Source organism: Paenarthrobacter sp. NPDC090522, assembly GCF_044769225.1.
Lineage (GTDB): Bacteria > Actinomycetota > Actinomycetes > Actinomycetales > Micrococcaceae > Arthrobacter.
Map to the genome: position 1 here is coordinate 152,206 of NZ_JBIVXL010000003.1, position 23,176 is coordinate 175,381.

A 23,176-nucleotide genomic window follows, 5' to 3' on the forward strand; every position below is an offset into this window, starting at 1 on the left:
AACCCTTCGATTAACAGTCGAATGCTCTGCCAATTGAGCTACGGAGGATTGAAGCGGTAATTAGCTTAACAGGGCTCAGCCGAAAAGCGAAATCGACTCGGAATACCCCCTGGGGGTATAAAAATACCCCCGTTCCGGAGATCCGAAACGGGGGTATGTGTGCGCTCCTCCGACTGGACTTGAACCAGTAACCCTTCGATTAACAGTCGAATGCTCTGCCAATTGAGCTACGGAGGATTGAAGCGGTAATTAGCTTAACAGGGCTCAGCCGAAAAGCGAAATCGAGCCTCAGGCCTCAGCCCGCAGTGCCCGGCGCTCCATTTCCAGCTGCATCAGCTCGCGGTTCAACCGCTGGAATTCCTCGGGATGGGCTGCGGCATCCAGGCGTTGCAGCTGGCCCATCTTGTCGGCCTTGATGCGGGTGATCTGCAGCTCGAACAGCCGGGCGAGGATGTCCCGGCAATACCGCTGCATTGCCTCGGGTGTGCTCGCCGGCAAGGGAGTCACCGCCAGCTCTGACACCAAGGGCCGCAACGGCTCGGGAACCTCTTGGCGGACCTTCTCCACCCAGGCCACGGGATCGGCCGCCTGGGCTACTCCCGTCGCCCTGATGGCCGCATGGAGCGCCGCGTACGCCGGAGTGGCAAAGTAGGAGGCCTCGAAACGCTCCCAGTTTCCCTCGCCCAGGACTCCCGGCTCCTGCAGCACCACTTCCAAGGCCTGCCGCTCCATCCCCGCAACGGGGTCGCGGGGGTCGGGACGGGTGAACGCCGGACCGTTCGACGGCGGTGCTGCCGCCGTCTGTTGCTCCGCCGGACCCGCCGTGGCTGTGCCGGAGGCTGCCCGTTTGGCCGCCGCCCCGACATACCGGCTGACTTCCTCGATGGGCATGCCGAGCCATCCCGCGAGTTCGCGCGTATAGGCCGGACGGATTCCTGAGTCCCTGATCTGCGCCACCACCGGCGCAGCTTCCCGGAGAGCAGCGACGCGGCCCTCCACGGTGTCCAGGTTGTGCTTGCGCAGCGAGGCCCGGATGGCGAACTCAAAGAGCGGCTTGCGGCTGGCGATGAGTTCGCGCACGGCCGGGTCGCCTTTGAGTTGGCGAAGATCGCACGGATCTGCGCCGGTGGGCTCCACGGCGACGTAGGTCTGGGCCACGAACCGCTGGTCTTCCTCGAAGGCCCGCAAGGCGGCTTTTTGACCGGCGGCGTCGCCGTCGAAGGTGAAGACTACCTCTCCCCCGGTGCCGTCGTCGGAGAGCAGGCGGCGGGCAATCTTGATGTGTTCGGTACCGAAGGCAGTACCGCAAGTGGCCACCGCCGTCGTGACTCCTGCCAGGTGGCAGGCCATGACGTCGGTGTACCCCTCCACCACCACGAGCTGGCGGTCCTTGGCGATGTTCCGCTTGGCGAGGTCGATTCCGTAAAGGACCTGGGACTTCTTATAAAGCGTGGTTTCGGGGGTGTTGAGGTACTTGGGACCTTGGTCGTCCTCGAAGAGCTTGCGGGCACCGAAGCCGATGGTGTCCCCTGCGATGTCCCGAATAGGCCAGATGAGCCTGCCGCGGAAACGGTCGTAGATTCCACGGTTGCCTTCAGAAAACATGCCTGTCAGTTTCAACTCCGCGTCGGTGAACCCACGTCCCCGCAGGTGCTTGAGGAGTGAGTCCCAGCCCTGCGGCGCGTAGCCAACTCCGAAATGCTCGGCAGCGGCGCGGTCGAAGCCACGGCCGTCCAGGAAGTTGCGGCCCTCCGCGGCCCCCGGTGTCAGGAGCTGGGCACGGAAAAACTCGTCGGCGATCTTGTGCGCATCCAACAGGCGCTGACGCTTGCCCACTTCCTCGCGGCTGGGTCCGGTACCGCCGTCCTCATAGCGGAGCTCATAGCCGATCCGGGCAGCGAGTTTTTCCACGGCTTCGTGGAAGGAGCTGTGGTCCATCTTCTGGATGAAGGAGATCGCGTCCCCGTCTTCGCCGCAGCCGAAGCAGTGGTACCTGCCTACTTGGGGACGGACGGTAAAGGAGGGCGAGCGCTCGTCGTGGAAGGGGCACAGGCCCTTGAAGCTGCCGAGTCCGGCGCTGCGGAGGGTGACGTAGCCGTCCACGACTTCCTTGATGTCCGTGCGCTGGCGTACTTCATCGATGTCTTCACGTTTGATCAGGCCAGCCACTAGACCATCCTAGTCCGGCAGGATGGGCGGAAAACTACCACAGCGACGGCAGGCTCCCCACCAAACGCTCGTACATCGCCAGGGCCGAACCGTCAGTCAGCGAGGCCACCTGGTCGATCACCACGCGCAGGCGGGCGCCATCGTCGACGGCGGCACGCCAGTCCGCAGCGAACATCGGCTCCAGATGCCGGTCGCCGGTGGCATTGAGCACTCCCACCAGGGCGTGCAGGACTTCGCGCTGGCGCTCATAGACCGGCTGGCGGTGGTCCGTGGAAATGACGAAGGTGGTGGCCAGGCCTTTGAGGACAGCGATTTCCGTGACCGTTTCCTCGGGCACCATGAGCTCGGCACCATAGCGGGTCAGGTTGGAGGGGCCGAAGTGTGAGCGGGTGGTTTCCATGGCGCTCTGGCAGAAGCGGCCAATCAGCTGGCTGGTCATGTCCTTGAGCGCCGCCATGGACTTCCGGCTGCCGTCGGCCTCGCGGACCCACACCTTGGTGGCTTCAAGCCTGGCCAGGGCAGCGTCGATCTCGGCTGGTTCGTTGTGCGGCAGATACCACTGCTTGGTGTAGCCCACCACGCGTGCCCTGTGGTCCGGGTTCTCCATCCACTTGAGCTGGAAGTGCCCGGCGACGATCGCGTCTTCCACGTCGTGGACGGAGTAGGAGATGTCATCCGCAAGGTCCATGACCTGCGCTTCGATGCAGGACCGGTTGCCCGGGGCGCCTTCGCGGAGCCATTCGAACACCGGGAGATCGTCCTCATAGGCGCCGAACTTGCTGGTGCGGTGCCCATGGATCACCGGGGCGTCCAGGGCCGACCACGGGTACTTGGAAGCAGCGTCCAGGCTGGCCCGCGTGAGGTTGAGTCCGGCGGGCCGCCCGTCCTCGGTGAGGACCTTGGGTTCGAGCCTGGTCAGCAGGCGCAGGGTTTGGGCATTGCCTTCGAAGCCGCCAATGGCATGGGCTACCTCGTTCAGCGCCGATTCGCCGTTGTGGCCGAACGGCGGGTGTCCGAGGTCGTGGCTGAGGCAGGCGGTATCCACCACGTCCGGGTCACAACCCAGGGACCGGCCAAGCTCGCGGCCAACCTGCGCTACCTCGAGGCTGTGGGTCAGCCGGGTCCTGACGAAGTCGTCGGTGTCCGGTGCCACCACCTGGGTCTTGGCACCAAGGCGGCGCAGGGCCGAGGAGTGCAGCACGCGGGCACGGTCGCGCTCAAAGTCCGAGCGGTACGTGTTCTTGCGCGGTTCTTCGACCCAACGGGCGGAGTCCGCTTCGGAGTAACCGGGGATCGCCTGCGCATATTCGTGCGCAGTTCCGGCACGGCCGATCGTTGCTTCGGTTCCCATGGGTTTCTGCCTCCTTCGTGCGCCGTCCTCTGGTGCCTCTTGAGCCAGTCTTGCACGCTGGGAGCTAGCCGCCCGAAACGTCCAGCTCGGCTGCCGCGATGTCGGCGCTTTGTTGAGCGTTGAGCTGGCGGCTGTCCAGCCAGTCCTTCGGCAAAGCGGGCCGCTTGGGAGATCCTGCGCGGCCTCGTGGGCCTTCGGAATCCACCCCCGGATACGGCAGTTCCAGGTCCAGCTCGGCCAACAGCTCCCGGAGCACCTCAAGCGTGGGGACGGTGGCCAACTTGGCCCGGAGTTCTCCGCCAACCACGTAACCCTTGAAGTACCAGGCCATGTGTTTGCGGATTTCGCGGAGGGCCTTGTACTCGTCGTTCCCGAAAGTCTCCACCATGAGTTCGGCATGGCGGTACACCCCGTCGGCCACTTCGCGCAGGCCCGGACGGTGCCGCTCATCGCTGCCCTCGAAGGCGGCCTGCAGGTCGCCGAACAGCCAGGGGCGTCCTTGGCAGCCGCGGCCCACCACAACACCGTCGACGCCGGTCTCCCGGACCATGCGGACAGCATCCTCGGCAGACCAGATGTCCCCGTTGCCCAGGACCGGAATGTCCGGCAGGGCTTCGCGCAAGCGCGCAATGGAGGACCAGTCCGCTTGGCCGGAGTAGAACTGCGCCGCGGTGCGTCCGTGGAGCGCGACGGCGGCCACACCGGAATCGCGGGCGATCCGGCCGGCGTCGAGGTACGTCAGGTGGTCTTCATCGATGCCCTTGCGCATCTTGATGGTCAGCGGAATGCCGCCTTTGGACGCTTCCTTGACGGCGGTCTGGACAATCGAGGTGAAGAGGTCGATTTTCCACGGCAGTGCCGAGCCACCACCACGACGGGTGACCTTGGGGACGGGGCAGCCGAAGTTGAGGTCGATGTGGTCCGCGCGGTCTTCTTCCACGAGCATGCGGACGGCCGCACCCACCGTCACCGGGTCCACTCCGTAGAGCTGCACTGAGCGGACTTTCTCGTCGTCGTCGTGCGAGATGATCCGCAGGGACTCCGGGGTCCGTTCCACCAGGGCACGCGAGGTGACCATTTCCGCCACGTAGAGTCCGCCACCGTATTCGCGGCAGAGTCGGCGGAAAGCGGAGTTGGTGATGCCCGCCATGGGGGCCAGGATCACGGGAGTGTCCACGGTGATGTCGCCGAGCTGCAAAGGCGGGAGCTCAAGCCTGGGAGTGGGAGGTGTTGCTACTACAGTCACCCATCCATTGTTGCAAATCGGGGCAAATCGGCCGCCTGCCTCGACGAAACGCTAGAGCAACCACCCGTTCCCCGCGGCAATCCGCACTGCTTCCGCCCGGGTCCGGCCGCCCGTCTTGGCCATGGCGGAGGACAAGTAGTTCCTGACTGTTCCCTCGGACAGCACCGCTGCCTTGGCAATATCGGCTACTGTGCCGCCGTCGGACGCTGCCCTGAGCACCTCAGTCTCACGTTCGGTCAACGGGCTGTCCCCCGATGTCAATGACTCGGCGGCGAGCGCCGGATCCACCACCCGGAGGCCCTGGTGGACGCGCCGCACGGCCTCGGCGAGTTGCCTGGCTGGGGTGTCCTTCACCACGAAGCCGGAAGCCCCGGCGCGCATGGCCAGCTTGAGGTACCCCGGCCGGCCGAAGGTGGTGACCATGAGGACCCGGCAGTTGGGGGCGGCTTGACGGACCTCGGCTGCCGCGCTGATGCCGTCGAGGCCCGGCATTTCGACATCGAGCATGGCCACGTCCGCTGCGTGTTCCACCACTGCTGCTGCCACGCCCGTGCCGTCGCCCAGTTCGGCTACCACCTCAATGTCGTGCTCCAGCCCCAGCAGGGCTGCAAGGGCTCCGCGGACCAAAGCCTGGTCATCGGCAATCACCAAACGGATGGTCATACCTGTACCGCCAATCTGAATCCTCCGAGCTCGCTGGAACCGATGCTGAGCGTACCCCCGGCGGCTTCCACTCTTTCCCGAATTCCGGCCAAGCCGCTCCCCATGCCATTCCCCAGACCCGGCCCCACGCCGTCGTCCTCCACCAGGACAGTGGACGACGACAAGCGCACCCGGCAGCGTCCGGCGCCCGAATGGCGCACCACGTTGGTGACGCCCTCGCGCAGGACCCAGCCAAACAACTCGCGGCGCCCCGCGGGAACTTCCTCCGAGGTGGCCGGGAGCTCGGCGTCGATTCCCGCCGATTCCAGTGCCGTCCTGGCGACGGCCAGTTCCGCGAGGACGTTGACCCCGCGGTAGCCGGCAACCGTTGCACGGACGTCGGCCAGGGCGCCGCGGGCGAGGTCCTGGACCTCGGCAATTTCCTTCGCTGCGCGGTCGGCGCCGGAGGGAGCCTCGAGCATCCGGCCCGCGAGCTCGGCCTTCACGGCGATGACAGTCAGGGAGTGCCCCAGGATGTCGTGCATGTCCCGGGCCACCCGGCTCCGTTCAGCGGCCACCGCAGCGTCGGCCAGGCCTGTTTGTGCGGCACGGAGTTCCACGGTCTGCCGGATCAGCCTGGCGAACGAGGTCATCATGAGGCCCAAGGACAGGATCAATGCCGGTTGGAAGAACGCCTGCTCCGGGTTCCCGTCCGACAATTCGACGGTGAGCGATACTGCGGCCAGGAACACGATCAGGGCAAAATCCACGCGCGGCGGCAGGACAGTCATGGCGATGGCGCAGGCCAGGAAAGGCCAGGTCCACAAGGCCTCCCGCCCCAGGAAGAGGATCACCAGGGCATCCAGTGCCAGCAGGATGCCGGCGGTGGCCAAGCCAGTGCGCGCGGATCTCCGCCAGCCGAACATCGGCAGGAAGGCATAGGCGAGGAAGAAAGCGACCAATGAAGCCGAGGCCGCAAGTTTCCACACCAACGGCTCATCCACGGACCACACGAGATTCCACGTGGGCCACGCCCACAGCAGCACCGAGAGCCCGGCACCAAGGAACCAACGGCGCGGACCGGGCCCGCGGAACATCTCGCCGAAGGCCTGGGTTTTCATGACTCCCAGCCTAGCCAAGACCGTGGCGCTCAGACCCGGTTCGTGTCGCGCCGGAAGGTTATGGCTGCCCCGCCCACAAAGATCGCCAGCCAGACCAGGACGTTCACGATCCACATCAGATCGAAGTCGCCCGTGATGGGGCTCCTTGCCAGTTGGCCGATTCCGTACGCCGGAGTGAACTTGGCGATCTGGCCAAAGGTGTCCCCCATGACCTCGATGGGCATGAAGAGCCCGCCCAACATGGCCAGGATCGCCAGGGCCGGGCCGAGGATCTGCATGACGTTCTGGCTCGGCATGAGGTAACCAACAAACAAGCCCAACGCCGCGAAGACCAAGGAGCCGAGCCATGCGACGATGCCCGCGGTGAGCCACGTCTGTACGTCCATGGTCACGCCGGCGATCGCCCCAATAACGAACTGGGCGATGACAGCCACCAGCGAAAGGGTCAAGGCCGCGGCAGCCTTGACGGCGATGTAGGCGCCGGGCAGCAGCGGGGTCAGGCGAAGCTGCCTGCTCCAGCCCTGAGCACGTTCCACCGCAACCTGGCTCCCCGCACCCGTGGCGGCGGTCATGGCCGCATACACGGTGAGGCTGATGAGGATGTACTGGCCGTAGCTGTGGCCATTGGGCAACAGTTGGTTCTTGTTGGACAGGCCAAAGATGAAGAAGAAGATCGCCGGCATCAGCACTGTGAAAATCACGGTCCGGCGGTTCCTGAGCATCCGCTTGATTTCTATCCAGAGAAACGTGCCGTTGACTCCCCCGGCCGAGGGCTTACGGTCCTGGATGGCTGTCGCCTGGCTCATGCCCGGTCTCCTTCGAAAGTGCGGACTGTCTCGCTGGACGGCTCATCGCCGGTCAGGGCCACGAAGGCCTCTTCGAGGTTGTTGGCCACCACTTCGAGGTCGTGGGCCCGGGTGTTGTTGAGCAGGTAGCGGACCACGGAGTCGGAGTCGGACGTGCGGACGGTGACGCGGCCGCCGTCGAACTCCACGGCATCACTGGGCGGCAAGGCGGCCAGCAGCGACTGGTCCTCCACCGGCAGGGACGCCTTGACCGTGCGGCCGGACGCGAGGTTCTTGATCTGGGCGGCCGTTCCGTCGGCCACCACGGTTCCCTGCCGGACCAGGACAATCCGGTCCGCGTAGGCGTCTGCTTCTTCGAGGTAGTGGGTGGCGAAAATGACCGTTCGCCCCTTCGTGGCGTCGGCCCGGATGGCGGACCAGAAGTCGCGGCGGCCGGCCACATCCATACCGGTGGTGGGTTCGTCGAGGATGAGGAGGCCGGGATCGGAGACCAAGGCCATCGCGAAGCGCAGCCGTTGTTGCTGGCCACCCGAGCACTTCTCCACGCGGCGATCGGCGATGTCCAGGATGCCTGCCCGGGAGAGGACCTCGTCCACCGGCCGCGACGACTCGAACATTGCGGCCGTCAGTTGCACCGTTTCGCGGACGCTGATGTCCCGGAGGAGTCCACCGGTCTGCATGACGGCGGCCACCTGTCCCCTGGCAATGGCGCCCCGCGGCGTGTGGCCGAAGATGGAGACGTCGCCCTGGTCCGGGGTGCTGAGCCCGAGGATCATGTCGATGGTGGTGGTCTTTCCCGCCCCGTTCGGACCCAGGAAGGCAACAACCTCTCCCTGCTGCACGGTCAGGTCCAGGCCGCGGACGGCGTGGACCTTTCCGAAGCTCTTATGAAGTCCGGCGGCTTGGACGGCCGGTACGCCTGCGGTTGTCATCGCTCTCCCTGGCAGTGGTTTTGTGTCACTACCCAGTCAAGCCGCGAACAAGCTCCTGCACTTCTACCGGGTGTCACCAGTCAGCGATGACAAATGTCATGGGCTATTCGTCGGTGCCACGTTCGGCTTCGCGCCTGGCCCGCCGGCTCCCCGGCCGGGCCTGCCCCGCAGTCCCGGTGCGGTGGCCGGCGTCGTTCGCGTGGTCCCGTTCGGAACCCACGACGGCGGCAGCGGCCGCGAGCGCGCCGGCATCGGCAACATCGTCCAGGCCTACGGCGGAGGATCCGTCCCCACGCTTCAGGCCCGTGGCCTTGACCACCAGCACTGCGATGAACGTTGTGACGGGAATGGCGAGGACCAGGCCGATGGAACCAACCAGGGTCCGGATGACTTCCTCGGACAATTCGGCGCTGGTCAAGGCTTCGGCCAGGGGACGGTCGTAGAGCATCACGATGATGAGGATGGGCAGCGCGGCGCCCGCGTAGGCGAAGGCGATGGTGTAGACCGTGGAGGCGATGTGGTCCCGGCCGATCCGCATGGCCGACGTGAAAAGCTTGCGGGCGCTGGTGTTGGGCGCCAGTTCGTACAGTTCCCACACTGCCGAAGACTGCGTGATGGTGACGTCGTTCAGGACGCCCAGCCCGGAGATGATGAGGCCGCACAGGATGATGCCGGAAATGGAGATCTTGTCCGACATATTGATCAGGGTGGCGGCGTCGTGGTTGCCGACGCCGGCGAGGTTGGCTGCGTCAGTGGCCCAGGCGGCCAGCAGCGCCGTGATGCCCAGCCCGAAAATTGTTCCGAGCAATGCCGTGGACGTCCGGGCCGAGAAGCCGTGCGCGAAGTAGAGCACCCCGATCATGATCACCGTGGAACCCACCAACGCCAGGAGCAGCGGGGGCTTGCCTTCCACCAGGCCGGGCAGGATGAAGCTGACCAGGACCGCGTAGGCTCCCACCAAACCAAGGAGGGCCCGGAAGCCACGCCACCGCGCCACGGCGATGACCACTACCGCGTAGAGCACGGCCAGCAGCGCGATGGGAACGTTCCGCACGAAGTCGACAAACACGTACGACGGCGAGCCGCTGCCTGCCGCTGCCCCCTGGACACCGGAGAGGTTGAGGTAGCGGATGGAGTCACCCACGTCCACGCCATGGGACTTGGCGACGTCCGGGTTGATGACTACCTTGACGGGTTCGCCACCCTTGTCCGGCTCGGTGAACGCGAAAGTGCACTCGGAACCGGCAGGCGTGCTTCCGGATTGGCTGGAATCCGCCTGGCCGGTTTGGGTGCAGCTTTCCTGCACCACCCTCTGGATCTTGCCGGTATCGAACGTGACGCCCGGGGCGGCCTGGTAGGGGCTCGCGAACGAAATCCCTTCGCGGCTGCCGGAAGGCCACATGAGCATCATGGCAACGATAGTCAGGACACCCAGCGGAACCAGCACGCCGGCCAGGAGCCAGTTGGCCCGCTTGCGTGATGCGATGGCTTCAGGAGTCGGCTCGGAACTGTCGGCGTGGGAGTGGCCGTGGCCCATCAGCAGCTAAACCTCATGCCTCAACCCTACGCGGCCAAGCCACGGTCACTCGACGCCCCCGGCGCTATCCCGGCCTCAGGCAGGTTTGATGTTCTGGTTCACGTGGAAGAGGTTGCCGGGATCGTACTTTCCCTTGATCTGCACCAGCCTGTCCCAGTTGGGCCCATAGTTCTCGCTGACGCGCTGCTGGTCCTCGGAGTCCATGAAGTTGATGTACCCGCCACGCTCGGAATGGAGTGCCAAAGCCTCGGCGTAGTTGCGCGCCCACGCGATGTTGGCGTCATTGTCCGCCGGGTCGACCCACTGGGTTGCGATCACCGGAGAGAACTTCATGTCCCTGTTGGCGAAGGCTGTGTCCTGGACTCCCACCCTGGAGACGGCCCCGTCGATCGGGTAGACGTGGACGGAGGTGTTGACGCTGGTCACCGTGGAGCCGAAGGTGGCGTGCGCCCCGATGGCACCGTCATTGAGTTCGCGGAGGAAGTTGGCCTTCCAGTAGCCCTGCATGCCTTTCTGGTTCAGTCCGTCGAAGGCCACGTTCAGCGCCGGGTAGGGCATGGGTCCCACCATGGATCCCGCCACGGGGGCGGCGTCCAGGAACGGCTGCCACCGCGATGGCCCCTCGGCGGCGTCCCCGGTCCACATGCCCACCACCACGCAGACGGGTTTTCCATGCCATTCCTCCGGGAGGAAAGGCACAGGCGGGCCTGGGTGGAAGCCCAGGAAGGCACCGAATTCCTCTGGGGCCGTGGCGATGTAGTCGCGATAGAAATGCGCCACGGTGTCCGTGTGCTCGGCTCCGTAAATGACGATCCCGGCATGGACCATGTCCACTGGATGGAGCGTGAATTCAAAGGAGGTCACCACGCCGAAGTTTCCCCCGCCACCTCGCAGGGCCCAGAACAAATCCTCGTTGCGGTCCTCGCTGGCCACCACGAACGAGCCATCGGCGGTCACCACATCCGCGGACACCAGGTTGTCGCAGGACAAGCCGAACTTCCTGGCCAGATAGCCGATGCCACCGCCCAGGGTCAGGCCGGCCACCCCTGTGGAGCCCACGATGCCGCCCGTGGTCGCAAGGCCGAACGCGTGGGTGGCGTGGTTGAAGTCCGCCCACGTGGTTCCCGCCTCCGCCCTCGCCGTTCCGGCCTCCGGATCCACGCGGACACCCGTGCGGTTCACGAAGTCCAGCACCAGGGCGTCATCCCAGGTCCCGAACCCGGGGGCGCTGTGCCCGCCGCCACGGATGGCGAGCGGCATGCCGTTGTCCCGTGCGAAGTTCACGCCGGCAATGACATCTGCCACTTGCGCGACGCGGACAATACCCGCCGGACGCTTGTCCACCATCGCGTTGAAAACGGACCGCGCGGAATCGTACTCGGGATCTTCCGGAGTGATGAGTTGGCCGCGCAACTGTTCCCGCAGCCCGTCAAGGGCTATTCCATTCATGGTTTACCACCAATAAGAAATGTGAGACCGGGATGTTCCCACGCCGTTTCCCTCCAGCTACGGCGGCGTGGGGGTTTACGTCGTCATGCCTACTCCTGCGCGGTGGCGGCGTCAAGCATCTTTTGCTTGCCCGCTGCCGGCCGTTAAACAGCGGATCCCGCCGGCGCCACGAAATCGTGGTGCCGGCGGGATCCGCAATCCGAGCGGTAACCGCTCAATCGCTCACAATAAGGGTGTCCGCGCCGCGTACGTGCGCCTTGCCTGACCCCAGCAGCGGCTTCAGGACACCACGCAAGGCGGCCATGGACTCATCGACTTCCAGGAGCACCGGGTGCTGGTAGGCGATGAGGGCCAGCAGGTCCCGCACGGCGGTTTCTGCGTCATCCGGCGCCAACTGGGGATCGTGCCCCAGGAAGACGTCGGAGGGCTCCCCGGTGTTGCCCTGGGCGTAGCTGATGGCGAACGCCTGGATCTTGCCCTTCCTGGATGCCGGCACGCCCTCACCGAAAGCACTGGCCTTGGGTGCGCGCAGGACAATCGCACCGTGGGCCCCTGTGAGGTCATGCAGGAAGAGACGCTGCACCGTGGCGATGCTGAGCTCCCCCGGGCTGTCCCAGTGGTGCACGGCAGAGTAGTAGCGGCCCACGACGTCGCTCAGTTCCACAGACCCGGTGGCCAGGTCCTCCACACGCTCGGCGGCGGCTTCCTCGGAGCCGTCTCCGAACCTCGGCAGCTTCAGTGGCTCGGGGTCCACTACCACCAACTGGGAACGCTGGATGGGTCCCAGCCCTGCCGCCTCAGCGAAGGCGGCCCCGGGCGTGCCCGGCTCCACCTTGCTGCGCAGCGCGGAAACGCCCGACGGCGCGTTCCCGGCTTCCGCGCGGAGCATGGCCAGGAGGGTGGCACCGATTCCACTGCGGCGATGATCCTTGGCCACCTCGATGTAGGCCCACAGACGCTCAGGATGGAGGGAGGCCTCGTGGACCACACCGGCCGCCACGGGGATGCGGACACCGTCCACCACGTCCTCGGCCACGATGCACCGGCGCCACGGCTGGTTGCCGGAAGGCGCCAAGGCAGCACGGAACTGCTCCGCAGGGAGGGTCTCCGGGTCGCCCCAGATCTCCAGGAGGGCGAGGTCGTCGCCTTCCTTCCATTCGCGGTATTCCAATGCCACGCCTAGGCGCCGATCAGACGGGCCGCCAGGTACGCTTCCACCTTGTCCAGGGAGACGCGTTCCTGGCTCATGGTGTCGCGCTCACGGATGGTGACGGCCTGGTCCTCGAGGGTGTCGAAGTCCACGGTGATGCAGAAGGGCGTACCGATCTCGTCCTGGCGGCGGTAGCGGCGGCCGATTGCGCCGGCGTCGTCGAAGTCGACGTTCCAGTTCTTGCGCAGCTGGGCGCCAAGGGCCTTGGCCTTCGGGGACAGGTCCTCGTTGCGGCTCAGCGGAAGTACGGCAGCCTTGACCGGGGCCAGGCGCGGATCCAGCTTCAGGACCGTACGGACATCCACACCGCCCTTGGCGTTGGGGGCCTCATCCTCGGTGTAGGAGTCGATGAGGAACGCCATGAAGGAACGCGTCAGGCCGGCTGCGGGTTCGATCACGAACGGGGTGTAGCGCTCGTTGGTTGCCTGATTAAAGTAGCTCAGGTCCGTGCCGGAGGCCTTGGCGTGGGTGGAGAGGTCGAAGTCGGTGCGGTTGGCGATGCCCTCAAGCTCGCCCCATTCGGAGCCCTGGAAGCCGAAGCGGTATTCGATGTCCGTGGTGCCCTTGGAGTAGTGGCTCAGCTTCTCCAACGGGTGCTCGAAGAAGCGGAGGTTCTCTTCGCGGATGCCAAGGCCCGTGTACCAGGCCATCCGTTCCTTCATCCAGTACTGGTGCCACTCTTCGTCCGTGCCGGGCTCGACGAAGAATTCCATCTCCATCTGCTCGAACTCACGGGTACGGAAAATGAAGTTTCCGGGCGTGATCTCGTTGCGGAAGGACTTGCCGATCTGGCCGATGCCGAACGGCGGCTTCTTCCGGGACGTGGTGAGCACATTGTTGAAGTTCACGAAGATGCCCTGCGCGGTCTCGGGGCGCAGGTAATGCAGGCCTTCTTCGCTGGCGACGGGGCCGAGGAAGGTCTTGAGGAGGCCGGAGAATTCCTGAGGTTCGGTCCACTGGCCGCGGGTGCCGCAGTTGGCGCAAGCGATGTCCGCCAGGCCGTTCTCGGCAGGACGGCCCTTCTTCTCCTCGTACTCTTCCTCAAGGTGGTCCGCGCGGTAGCGCTTGTGGCAGGAAAGGCACTCCACCAGGGGATCGGAGAAAACCTCCACGTGGCCGGAAGCCTCCCATACCTGGCGGGGCAGGATCACGGAGGAGTCCAGGCCAACCACGTCTTCGCGGCCGCGGACCATGCTCTGCCACCACTGGCGCTTGATGTTTTCCTTCAGTTCCGCGCCGAGGGGGCCATAGTCCCACGCGGAGCGGGAGCCACCATAGATTTCACCGGCCTGGAACACGAATCCCCTCCGCTTGGAGAGGGAAATGACCTGGTCGAGGACGGATTTTGCTGCCATGGGTACTCCATATTTCTACAGGGCCGCTGGGTGCGGTCCGCGGTGGTTTGAACTGTGCAGGAAGCTGCGTGTCCTAGCCTACCGGCCTTTGGCGGCCGACCTTCCGGCAAAGGATCCTTTGGGCCATGGGAGCGTGGCCACAATGATGGCCGCGAGCGTCAGCAACGTACCCAGCACCGTGGGCAAGGCGACCACCGTACCGGACGTGGGGATCACGACGTCGAGCACCAACGAACCCACCAACTGGCCGGCAATCATGCCCAGCCCCGTGACCAGGACGCCGAGGCTGCGGACCAGCAGCGCCGCGAGGCCGATCGCCACGCAACCCAGCGGGCCGCCAAGGTAGAACCACCAGTGCGCGGGCAAGGGATTTCCGGCCCCGGCAACCGCAACCTTGACCAGCCAGGCGATCCACAGCACCACCGAACCGGCCAGGAAGTTGACCAAGGTGGTTGCCAGCGGTGTGCCGTAGTGCACCGTGGCTGTTCCATTCATGGCCTGCTGGAAGCTCATCAGGAATCCCGCCAGGAGCGGCAGGAGAACCGGCAAAAGGAGCGTTCCGACGTCGGACGGGCCGCCAAAGTGCGGCGAAACCGCCCACGCCACGGCCGCAACGGTGAGCACGCTGCCCAGGACCCGCAGCCCGGTAAGGGACCGTTTGCCGCCTGGGGCAATGCCCAGCCGGTCCACCAGCAGGCCACTGAGCGTTTGACCCGTCACGGACGCCACCGTGAACAGCGCCACACCAAGGAGGCCCACGGTGAATGATTGGGCGAAGACGAAGAAGGCTCCTACGGCACCGGCCATGACGTAGAACGGCGGAAAGCTGCGCGAACGGACCGCAGGAACAATCCTCGCCAGCCCCGCCCTGCCTTTGGGGGTGGCCAAGGAAATCGCGGCGATCACCACCAGGCCCGTGGTGAAGCTCACTACCGCGGCGGCGATGCCGTCGTCCAGGGTGCCAGCCAACGCTCCATTGATGCGTCCCTGGACCGGGAGCACCAGCCCCGTCAGGACGGCGAGGGGCAGGCCAAGGGCAAGCGGAAGGCTGGAACGGCGGGTAGGGTGCGGCACTGTCACCACACTACTTCAGGCATCATTGCTGTATGAGCAACCCCGAAATCGACGAAATCCCCATCCGCGACGACATGATCCGCCTCGGCCAACTGCTGAAGCTCGCCAACCTCGTTGAGGACGGCGTGGAAGCCACGGAGCTCATCAAGAACGGCCTGGTCAAGGTCAATGACGACATCGAAGAACGCCGCGGCCGCCAACTCCACGCCGGCGATACCGTAACCGTCAACGGCCAGACGGTCCGGATCGCTGCTTCCTAGCTGAGGACCTTGTGGGTGAGGAATTCGCCCACGTGCCCGATCTCCTGCTGGTTGATGCCGTGCCACATGCCCGTGTAGAGCACCTTGGTGAGGTCCACGTGCTTGCGCACCCAGCCCATGGTGTACTCGATCTTGTCCTGGGTAATGACGGGATCCTGCTGGTCGCGGCCCCAGAAGAACGGCACGGAACCGTCCAGTTCGGCGTCGCGGAAGGCGGCGTCAGCACCGGCGTCGATCACGAAGCCTGAAAGCCCGACGACGGCAGCAAAGTCCGCGGGCCGGTACCGGAGCATGGTGGTTGCCATGGCCATGCCCATGGAGAAGCCCAGCAGCGTCACCGAGGAGTGGTTGGCTTTGACGGTGTCCAGCCACTCCAGCGCGTACCCGGCCGCCAGCTTCACGGCATCGAGCGAGTAGTCGATGGACGCCGTGAGCGGGAACCACGTGAAGCCCGGGCCCATGGGCATGGGGGCGCGCAGGGAGGCCACCACGAAGCCTTCGGGAAGGACTCCGGCGAGGCTGAAGAGGTCGTCCTCGTTGGATCCGTAGCCGTGGAGCAAGACCAGGAGCGGCTTTCCCGCCCTTTCGGTTTCGTCATGGGACCACAGGACAACGGGCGCGGGGAATGCAACGGCTTCAGTCATGGGTCTATTCTTGCAGTTACCCATGGGTAACAACCTACGGTGGCGTAGGTTCGCAGGCACGAGTCCACAAGGCAGGATAGGAAGAATGAGTTCATTGGTGACGCCAGGCGATGGAATCCAAACGCATCCTTGGAGCCGCTACGTAGCGCTGGGAGATTCCTTCACCGAGGGCATTGGCGACCCCGAGCCGCAGAACCCCGGAGGCTTCCGTGGCTGGGCGGACCGGGTGGCCGAAGAGCTCGGCCGCGGCCACGACGATTTCGCGTACGCCAACCTGGCCATCCGCGGCCGCTTGCTGCAGCAGATCGTGGACGAGCAGGTTGGCCCGTGCTTGGAACTTCAACCGGACCTCGTGTCCATATCAGCAGGCGGCAACGACCTCATCCGGCCTGGTGGCGATCCTGACCTCCTGGCCGAGAAGCTGGACGCAGCCGTCCAGGAACTGAGCTCGGGCGGGGCAACGGTGGTCCTGTTCAACGGCCCGGACACAGCTTCTTCAGTGCTCAGCCGGATCCGCGGCAAGGTGGCCATCTACAACGAGAACCTGCGGACCGTCGCCGCCCGGCACGACGCCATCGTCGCGGACATGTGGTCCTTGCGGCAGCTCGCCGACACGCAGATGTGGGACGAGGACCGCCTGCATTTCTCGCCCCTCGGCCACCACACCATCGCGATGATGGTGCTGGAGGCGTTGAACGTCCAGCACACGCTCGAACCCCTCGTCCCCAAGCCCCTCCCGCCCCGGACCTGGCGGGAAGCCCGCTCTTCGGACCTCGTGTGGGCGCGCGAATACTTTGTCCCCTGGGTGATCCGCCGCCTGCGGCACCAGTCCTCCGGCGACGGCATCACGCCAAAACGTCCGACGCCGGGACCCGTCTTCGGGCCCAACGCCACCGGATTGCCGCGCGGCTAGGCGTGGTCGCCTTGGAGCCAGACGACGTCGTTCGCCTCCGACTGAGCCGCCAGCACCTCCGCGCTCCGTTGGCTCCGACGGCATCAGAAGCAGTCCGCAACCTCCTCGCTGTCCAAGCCCAGGAGTTTCCCTACGCGCGCTGGTCCCTGGCCCAGCGGACTCCCGAAGCTTCCGCTGCGGATGTGGAGCAACTCGTGGCAGACGGCACCATCCTGCGGACCCACATCCTCCGGCCCACTTGGCACTTTGTGCACCGCGACGACCTCGGCTGGTTGATGGGCCTGTCCGGGGAACGGCTGCATCAGGGAAACAAAGGCATGTACCGGCAGACGGGGGTCGATGCCGCCTCGGCCGCCCGAAGCTCCGGCCTCCTCGCCGAAGCCGTTGCGGGTGGCGCCCATAAGACCCGCGAGGAACTCTCCGCGGTCCTGGAGGACGCGGGGTTCCCGGGCAAGGGACTCGGCTTCGTGTACCACCTTATGCATGCGGAAATCAGCCGGATCCTGGTCAGCGGCAAACCTATCCGCTCGGCCGGGGGTGCCCTCAAGCAGACGTACGCGCTGTTCGGGGAACGGGTACCCGAGCCTGGACCTGACGCTTTGGACGCCGATGAACGGGACCAGGCTTTGGGCCAGTTGGCCTTGCGGTACTTCACCAGCCGTGGACCGGCCACGGTCAAGGATTGCTCGGCGTGGTCCGGCCTGACCATGAAGGACGTGAAGCGTGGGCTCGAGGTAGCCGCCGACGTCGCCCCTGGGGCCTTGGCCTCGCTTCCGCTCGACGGGCTGGACTTCCACCTGGCAGCGGATGATGTTGCCGGGTTGGAGCGGACCGGGGCCGCCCGGGAGGTCGGCTCAGATCCGGACGCCGCACTCCCCCGCGTTGACCTCATCCAGTGCTACGACGAGTACGTCATGGGCTACTCGCAGTCCCGGCACTACCTCGGCGGGGTGGCACCCTACTTCCCGGAAAACGGCGGCCCCATGCACGTAGTCCTGCTGGATGGCAGGCTGGCCGGCTGGTGGCGCCACGCATTCGCCGGTGGAACCTGTGAACTCGATGTCCGCCTGAACCAGCCCGCCACGCCCGCCGTCCAGCGGGCACTGGAAGCCGAAGTGGACCGTTATGGCAGGTTCCTGGGCATGGAAGCCAGGCTGGCCTGACGGCAATGCCTGTTGGACAGCTTGCCCGGTGCCCGGCTCAGGCGAAGAAGGACTCCCGCAACTGCGCCGAGAGTTGCCCGATCTCAGTGAGGAAGCCGTCGTGGCCGATGGGAGCCTCGATCACATGCACCGGAACGTCACCCGGCAACGCGTCGGCGAGTTCCTTGGACTGGGCCGGAAAATAGAGCCGGTCCGTGTCCACGGCGGCAATAAAGAACTCGGCAGTCGTGCGGCCCAGGGCCTCCTGCAAAGTACCCCGTCCTCGCGTGACGTCGTGGCTCATCAGGGCCTCGGTGATGGCGATGTAGCTGTTGGCGTCAAAGCGCCGCACCAGCTTGGTGCCTTGGTGGTCGAGGTAGCTTTCCACCTGGTACCGGCCGCGCTTCCCCAGGATGGCTGCGGCGAGCGGGGTTTCCTGGTGCTGCGGTTCGCGGCCGAAACGGACATCCAATTCCAAGGCGGAGCGGTAGGTGATGTGGGCGATCCTCCGGGCCAGGGCGAGGCCGGCCTCCGGCGCGGCACCCTGGTAGTAGTCGCCGTCGTTGAAGTTGGGGTCCTGGCGGATGGCGAGCGTCTGCGACTGCGCGAAGGCGATTTGTTCTGCGGTGCTGTAGGCACCCACGGACACCACCGCACAGCGCTTGACCCGCTCCGGGAAAGTCACAGCCCATTCGAGCGCACGGGCACCTCCCATGGAACCGCCCAGTACGGAGTGCCAGGCGCGGATTCCCAAGGCATCGGCCAGACGGGACTCAGCCTCGGTGGTGTCACGGAGGGTGACCAGCGGGAACCGGGAACCCCACGGTTTTCCGTCCGGAGCCGCTGACGACGGCCCGGTGCTGCCGTTACAACCACCCACGATGTTGATCGAAATGACGAAGAACCTGTCGGTATCGATCGTGGCACCTGGCCCTACCAGTTGCTCCCACCATCCGTCTTCATCGGTGGCGCCGCGGGCGACGTGGGTACTACCGGTCAGGGCATGCTCCACCAGCACGGCGTTTGAGGCATCGGCGTTCAGCTGGCCCCATGTTTCGTAGGCCAACACCACATCGGGAAGGAAGCCGCCGGCTTCGAGTTCCAGCGGGCCCACGTGGGCGTACTTGAGGGTTCCGTCTGCTTCCTCGGATGTGGGAAGGGCTGTAGCAGTAATGGTCATTCCTTTGACACCTAACCTCGCGCTTGCCCACCGCCTTTCATGCGGCAGGCCAGGTCTTCACCCGGGGCACCCCACCGCGGAGGAGGGTTGCCGGCCAGCAAGCCGGGGCTGTCACTGGCACTCATGACCTAATACGTAAGAGTCTAGGAAGAACACAGCCGTTCTGGCGAAGAATGTGACAGCTGTGTGACGGTTTGGAGCATCTTCGTTCATGAACGAGCACCCGGCAGCGCCGCCCGGCGAATAATCGTCGGCCGGGTGGCGCCACCGTATTTCACGGCAGATCCGGCGTCAGGCGCCCTTGGCCGCGCGGAATCCCGCCTCAAGGTCGGCGATGATGTCATCTGCGTGCTCAATGCCCACCGCGAGACGGACCAGTCCCGGAGTAACGCCGGCTACAGCCTGCTGCTCTACGGTCAACTGGCTGTGGGTGGTGGAGGCCGGGTGGATCACCAGGGACCGGACATCGCCGATGTTGGCCACGTGCGAGTGCAGCTCCAAGGCGTCCACGAACCGCTTGCCCGCCTCCACGCCGCCCTTGATGGTGAACGCGACAACGGCACCGGTACCGCGGGGGCCGTACTTGCGCCCACGCTCAAACCAGGGGCTGGACGGCAGCCCCGCGAAGGCGACGGATTCGACGTCGTCATGGGCTTCCAGCCATTCGGCCACTGTGGTGGCGTTCGCGACGTGACGCTCCACGCGCAGGCTCAGGGTTTCCAGGCCTTGGGCGATGAGGAACGCGTTGAACGGAGAAACCGCGGAGCCAAGGTCGCGCAGCAACTGGACGCGGGCCTTGAGGATGTAGGAAAGGTTGGCCCCGAGCGCGCCGTCCTTGCCGAGGTCGCGGGCATAGACCAGGCCGTTGTAGCTGGGATCCGGGGTGTTGAAATTTGGGAAGCGCTCCGGGTCCTTGCCGAAGTCGAAGTTTCCGGAGTCCACAATGACGCCGGCAATCGCCGCACCGTGGCCACCCAGGTATTTGGTGGCCGAGTGGACCACGATGTCGGCGCCCCATTCGATGGGACGGATCAGGTACGGGGTGGACAGCGTGTTGTCCACGATCAGGGGGACGCCCGCTTCGTGGGCAACCTTGGCAATGCCCTCAATGTCCAGGACGTCCTGGCGCGGGTTGGAGACAACCTCGCCGAAGAACAGCTTGGTGTTCGGCTGCACGGCGTTGCGCCACTGCTCGAGGTTGTCCGGGTCCTCGACGAAGGTCACGGAGATCCCGAACTTCTTCAGGGTGTGGGCCAGCAGGTTGTAGGTTCCGCCGTAGAGGCTGGGGCTGGCCACCACGTGGTCGCCGGCTTCGGCGACGTTGAGGATCGCGAAGGTTTCCGCGGCCTGCCCGGAGCTGAGGAGCAGGGCGCCCAGGCCACCCTCGAGGCTGGCTATCCGCTGCTCCACGGCATCCTGGGTGGGGTTGCCGATACGGGTGTAGATCGGGGCAAGCTCGGCCAGGGCGAAGCGGTTGGCGGCACTCTCGGCGCTCGGGAACACAAAGGACGTGGTCTGGTAAATCGGAAGCGAGCGGGCACCGGTGGCGGAATCGGGTTCCTGGCCTGCGTGGATTTGGCGGGTTTCGAAAGACCATCCTTGGGACATTGCGTTCTCCTCTTCGTGGCGCATGGGTTCGGTGGATTGTGAATGCTTCGAACTGCGGCCAGTCTAGGAAGGCCCCGCGACAATGCACAGGTTTGTGACGAAGACAGTATTTTTCGGTCTTCGGGCGTCATTCCGGCGTCCCGCCATGAGGCCCGGCACCGCCCTCCAATAACATCCCACCTTGGTTAGGCTTGACTTAGCTGAGACCCGAATCACAAAGTGCCAAGATGAAGCCATGCGCATGGATCACGTCTCTTACGCTTGTGAACGAGATGGCCTTCTGGCCACGACAGAACGAATTTCCGCGGCATTGGGAGTGGACGCAGTCCGGGGCGGAGTGCACCCGCGCTTCGGTACCCGGAACATGATCATTCCCCTTGCGGACAACAAATACCTTGAAGTGGTGGAGGTCCTCGACCACCCCGCTTCGGATAAGGCACCCTTCGGCCAGGCAGTCCGGGCACGCTCGGCAGCCGGCGGCGGTTGGATGGGCTGGTGCGTCGCCGTTGACGACCTCGCTCCGTTCGAAGAACGCCTTGGCCGTTCCGCAGTTCCCGGCAACCGCAAGTTCCCCGACGGCCGGGAACTCGTTTGGCAGCAGATCGGCATCCTCGGCTTGATCGCCGATCCCCAGGTGCCGTACCTGCTCAAGTGGGAAGGCGATCCCGGCCTGCATCCCTCCAAGGTCTATGAAAGTGACGTCAAGATGTCCAGCCTGACCATTGCGGGCTCGGCGGAACGTGTCACCGAATGGCTGGGCGAGCCCGTGGAAAAGCCGCTCGAGGACGTCGCTGTCCAGTGGATGGCTCCGCACGGCACGCCCGGGATCATGTCCGTGACCTTCGAAACCACCTCGGGCGCCGTCACCATCTGACGCCCCTGCAAGAAACTTCGGCCGCTATCAGCGGGTGCCAATGGCGTCACCTGCGGATGGCGGCCGAATACCTTTAACTCCCAACTGGGTCGCACTTGTGCGCGTTTAGAGCGCTCAAAACGCGCACAAATGCGACCCAGTTGGGGCCTGCTAGCCGAGGCCTACTGCCTTGCCGAACAGGCTGAAGCCAACGAATGCCACAATGTCCAACAGGGCGTGCGCTATCACCAGTGGCATGACCCGTTTGGTCCTGGTGTAGAGCCAGGCGAACACCAAGCCCATCACCACGTTTCCGATGAAGGGCCCGAAACCTTGGTACAGGTGGTAGCTTCCGCGCAGGACAGCACTGACGAGGATCGCCAGCGGCGTGCTCCAGCCGAACTTTCCGAACCGGTCCAGCAGGTAGCCCACCACGATCACTTCTTCAACGATCGCGTGGCGTATGGCCGAGAGGATGAGCACCGGGACGGTCCACCAGTAGGCGTCCAATCCACTGGGCAGGATTGCCGTGGTGATGCCCAGCGCCCGCCCCACTGCGTACAGGCCCAAGGACGGTATGCCGATCGCGGCGGCGAGGCCCAGGCCCTGGAGAGAGTCCTTGCCGGGCCGGGCGAAGTTGAAGCCAAGGCGGGCGAACGCCGACCCACCTGCTGATCCTCCGGTGACGTGCAGGGACAGGAAATAGAACACCAGGACTACCGGTACCAGCGCGAACAGGATGTCCAGCAACTGGTACGTGAGGTCGAAGTATTCGCGCGTGCTTTGGGACCTGTTGAGGGTGGACGTAGCCTCCGACAAGGGGGCGCGGGTCAGCTTGTCCAGGAGTTGCACCACCGAATAGACGGCGGACTGGCCCAGGGAGAGGCCCAGCACAATGAGGACTTCTGCGCGCAGGCGACGGCGGGAGGCTAGGAGCATGTTCCTATCTTGCCCGTAGTTCCTGCCACTTTGCCGGGAAGGCCAGCCCTATGCTTGGTGGGATGAGCGCCCCCGGCAGAATCTTCATGATCAGGCATGGCCAGTCCGCTGCCAATGCCGACACCTCCATCTACAACCGCGTGCCCGACTACAGGATCCCTCTGACGGCAAAGGGCGTGGAAGAGGCCCGGATCGCCGGAGAGCAGCTTCGCCGCAAGCTCGACGGAGAGCAGGTCTGCGTTTACGTTTCCCCCTACCTGCGCGCCTACCAGACCCTGGAAGCACTGAACCTTGGTCCGCTGGTGGAACGCGTCATCGAGGAACCCCGGCTCCGGGAACAGGACTGGGCCAATTTCCAGATCGCCGGGGACATTGAGGACCAAAAGGAACTCCGCAACCTGTACGGCCACTTCTTCTACCGGTTCCGGGAGGGCGAGTCCGGCTCGGATGTCTACGACCGCGTCTCGTCCTTCATGGAAACCCTGTACCGGCATTGGGAGAAACCAACGTACGCGCCCAACACGCTGCTGGTGACGCACGGGTTGACCATGCGGCTCTTCTGCATGCGCTGGTTCCACTGGACCGTCGAGTACTTCGAATCCTTGAACAACCCCGGGAACGCTGAACTGCGGACCCTGGTCAGGACAGACGACGAGCTGTACGTCCTTGATGAACCCTTCAGCCAGTGGGTGCCACGGAACGTGGACGACTCCGTGCTGGACGCTCCCCCGATGCTGTTCTGACG

General features: G+C 65.1%; 21 protein-coding genes, 1 tRNA gene and 1 riboswitch. Of the genes, 5 read left to right on the forward strand and 17 right to left on the reverse strand.

The annotated features are described in order from the left end of the window. Positions 1–164: 164 nt before the first annotated feature. From ACIQT2_RS04670 to ACIQT2_RS04730, 13 genes are all read right to left on the reverse strand, one after another. Positions 165–237, reverse strand: a tRNA-Asn gene (locus ACIQT2_RS04670). A gap of 51 nt (positions 238–288) precedes the next feature. Next, on the reverse strand, positions 289–2,169 hold the full coding sequence (dnaG, locus tag ACIQT2_RS04675; RefSeq protein ID WP_402944025.1) for a DNA primase: 1,881 nt from the start codon (positions 2,167–2,169) through the stop codon (positions 289–291). Positions 2,170–2,203: 34 nt separating this feature from the next. Then, positions 2,204–3,520: a deoxyguanosinetriphosphate triphosphohydrolase gene (locus tag ACIQT2_RS04680; protein WP_402944027.1), complete on the reverse strand. Its 1,317-nt coding sequence runs from the start codon at positions 3,518–3,520 to the stop codon at positions 2,204–2,206. 64 nt (positions 3,521–3,584) lie between these two features. After that, positions 3,585–4,766, reverse strand: a complete 1,182-nt coding sequence (dusB, locus tag ACIQT2_RS04685; RefSeq protein WP_402944030.1) for a tRNA dihydrouridine synthase DusB — start codon at positions 4,764–4,766, stop codon at positions 3,585–3,587. 51 nt (positions 4,767–4,817) lie between these two features. Continuing rightward, positions 4,818–5,429 carry a DNA-binding response regulator gene (locus ACIQT2_RS04690; RefSeq protein ID WP_400331263.1) on the reverse strand — a complete coding sequence of 204 codons (612 nt, stop codon included), beginning with the start codon at positions 5,427–5,429 and terminating at the stop codon, positions 4,818–4,820. After that, complete coding sequence (locus ACIQT2_RS04695) at positions 5,426–6,529, reverse strand: sensor histidine kinase (protein ID WP_402944034.1); 1,104 nt, start codon at positions 6,527–6,529, stop codon at positions 5,426–5,428. The genes ACIQT2_RS04690 and ACIQT2_RS04695 overlap by 4 nt, the downstream gene beginning before the upstream one ends. A 29-nt stretch (positions 6,530–6,558) precedes the next feature. Continuing rightward, on the reverse strand, positions 6,559–7,335 hold the full coding sequence (locus tag ACIQT2_RS04700; protein ID WP_402944037.1) for an ABC transporter permease: 777 nt from the start codon (positions 7,333–7,335) through the stop codon (positions 6,559–6,561). Next, a complete protein-coding gene (locus tag ACIQT2_RS04705) occupies positions 7,332–8,267 on the reverse strand; it encodes an ABC transporter ATP-binding protein (protein WP_400331254.1) in 936 nt (311 codons plus the stop codon). The genes ACIQT2_RS04700 and ACIQT2_RS04705 overlap by 4 nt, the downstream gene beginning before the upstream one ends. A gap of 103 nt (positions 8,268–8,370) precedes the next feature. Continuing rightward, positions 8,371–9,804, reverse strand: a complete 1,434-nt coding sequence (locus tag ACIQT2_RS04710) for a YibE/F family protein (protein WP_402944040.1) — start codon at positions 9,802–9,804, stop codon at positions 8,371–8,373. Positions 9,805–9,879: 75 nt separating this feature from the next. Then, positions 9,880–11,253: an FAD-binding oxidoreductase gene (locus ACIQT2_RS04715; protein WP_402944043.1), complete on the reverse strand. Its 1,374-nt coding sequence runs from the start codon at positions 11,251–11,253 to the stop codon at positions 9,880–9,882. A gap of 214 nt (positions 11,254–11,467) precedes the next feature. Then, a complete protein-coding gene (locus ACIQT2_RS04720) occupies positions 11,468–12,430 on the reverse strand; it encodes a GNAT family N-acetyltransferase (RefSeq protein ID WP_402944046.1) in 963 nt (320 codons plus the stop codon). Positions 12,431–12,432: 2 nt separating this feature from the next. Further along, a complete protein-coding gene (locus ACIQT2_RS04725; RefSeq protein ID WP_402944048.1) occupies positions 12,433–13,818 on the reverse strand; it encodes a glycine--tRNA ligase in 1,386 nt (461 codons plus the stop codon). Positions 13,819–13,896: 78 nt separating this feature from the next. Beyond that, a complete protein-coding gene (locus ACIQT2_RS04730; RefSeq protein ID WP_402944051.1) occupies positions 13,897–14,901 on the reverse strand; it encodes a DMT family transporter in 1,005 nt (334 codons plus the stop codon). A gap of 23 nt (positions 14,902–14,924) precedes the next feature. On the opposite strand from ACIQT2_RS04730, the gene ACIQT2_RS04735 reads away from it, so the two are divergent. Further along, complete coding sequence (locus ACIQT2_RS04735; RefSeq protein WP_400271402.1) at positions 14,925–15,152, forward strand: RNA-binding S4 domain-containing protein; 228 nt, start codon at positions 14,925–14,927, stop codon at positions 15,150–15,152. On the opposite strand, the gene ACIQT2_RS04740 is transcribed toward ACIQT2_RS04735, so the two are convergent. Continuing rightward, positions 15,149–15,796: an alpha/beta hydrolase gene (locus ACIQT2_RS04740; RefSeq protein ID WP_402944055.1), complete on the reverse strand. Its 648-nt coding sequence runs from the start codon at positions 15,794–15,796 to the stop codon at positions 15,149–15,151. The two genes, ACIQT2_RS04735 and ACIQT2_RS04740, sit on opposite strands and share 4 nt — an antisense overlap. An 85-nt stretch (positions 15,797–15,881) precedes the next feature. Between ACIQT2_RS04740 and ACIQT2_RS04745 the strand changes: the two genes are divergently transcribed. Both ACIQT2_RS04745 and ACIQT2_RS04750 read left to right on the forward strand, forming a co-directional pair. Next, on the forward strand, positions 15,882–16,709 hold the full coding sequence (locus ACIQT2_RS04745) for an SGNH/GDSL hydrolase family protein (protein WP_400331235.1): 828 nt from the start codon (positions 15,882–15,884) through the stop codon (positions 16,707–16,709). 2 nt (positions 16,710–16,711) lie between these two features. Continuing rightward, positions 16,712–17,872, forward strand: a complete 1,161-nt coding sequence (locus tag ACIQT2_RS04750; RefSeq protein WP_402944058.1) for a winged helix DNA-binding domain-containing protein — start codon at positions 16,712–16,714, stop codon at positions 17,870–17,872. Positions 17,873–17,909: 37 nt separating this feature from the next. Here ACIQT2_RS04750 and ACIQT2_RS04755 read toward each other — a convergent pair whose 3' ends face one another. Together ACIQT2_RS04755 and ACIQT2_RS04760 are read right to left on the reverse strand one after the other, a co-directional pair. Then, positions 17,910–19,031 carry a homoserine O-acetyltransferase gene (locus ACIQT2_RS04755; RefSeq protein ID WP_402944060.1) on the reverse strand — a complete coding sequence of 374 codons (1,122 nt, stop codon included), beginning with the start codon at positions 19,029–19,031 and terminating at the stop codon, positions 17,910–17,912. Positions 19,032–19,045: 14 nt separating this feature from the next. Continuing rightward, positions 19,046–19,160, reverse strand: a riboswitch (SAM riboswitch). 162 nt (positions 19,161–19,322) lie between these two features. Further along, positions 19,323–20,663, reverse strand: a complete 1,341-nt coding sequence (locus ACIQT2_RS04760) for a bifunctional o-acetylhomoserine/o-acetylserine sulfhydrylase (protein ID WP_402944062.1) — start codon at positions 20,661–20,663, stop codon at positions 19,323–19,325. A 211-nt stretch (positions 20,664–20,874) separates the two neighbouring features. On the opposite strand from ACIQT2_RS04760, the gene ACIQT2_RS04765 reads away from it, so the two are divergent. Next, a complete protein-coding gene (locus tag ACIQT2_RS04765; RefSeq protein WP_397323870.1) occupies positions 20,875–21,513 on the forward strand; it encodes a VOC family protein in 639 nt (212 codons plus the stop codon). Between the two features lie 150 nt (positions 21,514–21,663). Here ACIQT2_RS04765 and ACIQT2_RS04770 read toward each other — a convergent pair whose 3' ends face one another. Next, positions 21,664–22,431, reverse strand: a complete 768-nt coding sequence (locus ACIQT2_RS04770; protein WP_402944066.1) for a CPBP family intramembrane glutamic endopeptidase — start codon at positions 22,429–22,431, stop codon at positions 21,664–21,666. 62 nt (positions 22,432–22,493) lie between these two features. Between ACIQT2_RS04770 and ACIQT2_RS04775 the strand changes: the two genes are divergently transcribed. Then, positions 22,494–23,174 (forward strand): histidine phosphatase family protein, encoded by a 681-nt coding sequence (locus ACIQT2_RS04775; protein ID WP_402944069.1) that lies wholly within the window; start codon positions 22,494–22,496, stop codon positions 23,172–23,174. The last annotated feature ends 2 nt before the right edge of the window (positions 23,175–23,176 follow it).

Bases quoted from the DNA above. Each gene is read 5' to 3' on its own strand.
- ACIQT2_RS04680 (WP_402944027.1), bottom strand. From the start codon at position 3,520: ATGGGAACCGAAGCAACGATCGGCCGTGCCGGAACTGCGCACGAATAT.
- ACIQT2_RS04690 (WP_400331263.1), bottom strand. From the start codon at position 5,429: ATGACCATCCGTTTGGTGATTGCCGATGACCAGGCTTTGGTCCGCGGA.
- ACIQT2_RS04695 (WP_402944034.1), bottom strand. From the start codon at position 6,529: ATGAAAACCCAGGCCTTCGGCGAGATGTTCCGCGGGCCCGGTCCGCGC.
- ACIQT2_RS04700 (WP_402944037.1), bottom strand. From the start codon at position 7,335: ATGAGCCAGGCGACAGCCATCCAGGACCGTAAGCCCTCGGCCGGGGGA.
- ACIQT2_RS04705 (WP_400331254.1), bottom strand. From the start codon at position 8,267: ATGACAACCGCAGGCGTACCGGCCGTCCAAGCCGCCGGACTTCATAAG.
- ACIQT2_RS04710 (WP_402944040.1), bottom strand. From the start codon at position 9,804: ATGGGCCACGGCCACTCCCACGCCGACAGTTCCGAGCCGACTCCTGAA.
- ACIQT2_RS04715 (WP_402944043.1), bottom strand. From the start codon at position 11,253: ATGAATGGAATAGCCCTTGACGGGCTGCGGGAACAGTTGCGCGGCCAA.
- ACIQT2_RS04725 (WP_402944048.1), bottom strand. From the start codon at position 13,818: ATGGCAGCAAAATCCGTCCTCGACCAGGTCATTTCCCTCTCCAAGCGG.
- ACIQT2_RS04735 (WP_400271402.1), top strand. From the start codon at position 14,925: ATGAGCAACCCCGAAATCGACGAAATCCCCATCCGCGACGACATGATC.
- ACIQT2_RS04740 (WP_402944055.1), bottom strand. From the start codon at position 15,796: ATGACTGAAGCCGTTGCATTCCCCGCGCCCGTTGTCCTGTGGTCCCAT.
- ACIQT2_RS04745 (WP_400331235.1), top strand. From the start codon at position 15,882: ATGAGTTCATTGGTGACGCCAGGCGATGGAATCCAAACGCATCCTTGG.
- ACIQT2_RS04755 (WP_402944060.1), bottom strand. From the start codon at position 19,031: ATGACCATTACTGCTACAGCCCTTCCCACATCCGAGGAAGCAGACGGA.
- ACIQT2_RS04760 (WP_402944062.1), bottom strand. From the start codon at position 20,663: ATGCGCCACGAAGAGGAGAACGCAATGTCCCAAGGATGGTCTTTCGAA.
- ACIQT2_RS04765 (WP_397323870.1), top strand. From the start codon at position 20,875: ATGCGCATGGATCACGTCTCTTACGCTTGTGAACGAGATGGCCTTCTG.
- ACIQT2_RS04770 (WP_402944066.1), bottom strand. From the start codon at position 22,431: ATGCTCCTAGCCTCCCGCCGTCGCCTGCGCGCAGAAGTCCTCATTGTG.
- ACIQT2_RS04775 (WP_402944069.1), top strand. From the start codon at position 22,494: ATGAGCGCCCCCGGCAGAATCTTCATGATCAGGCATGGCCAGTCCGCT.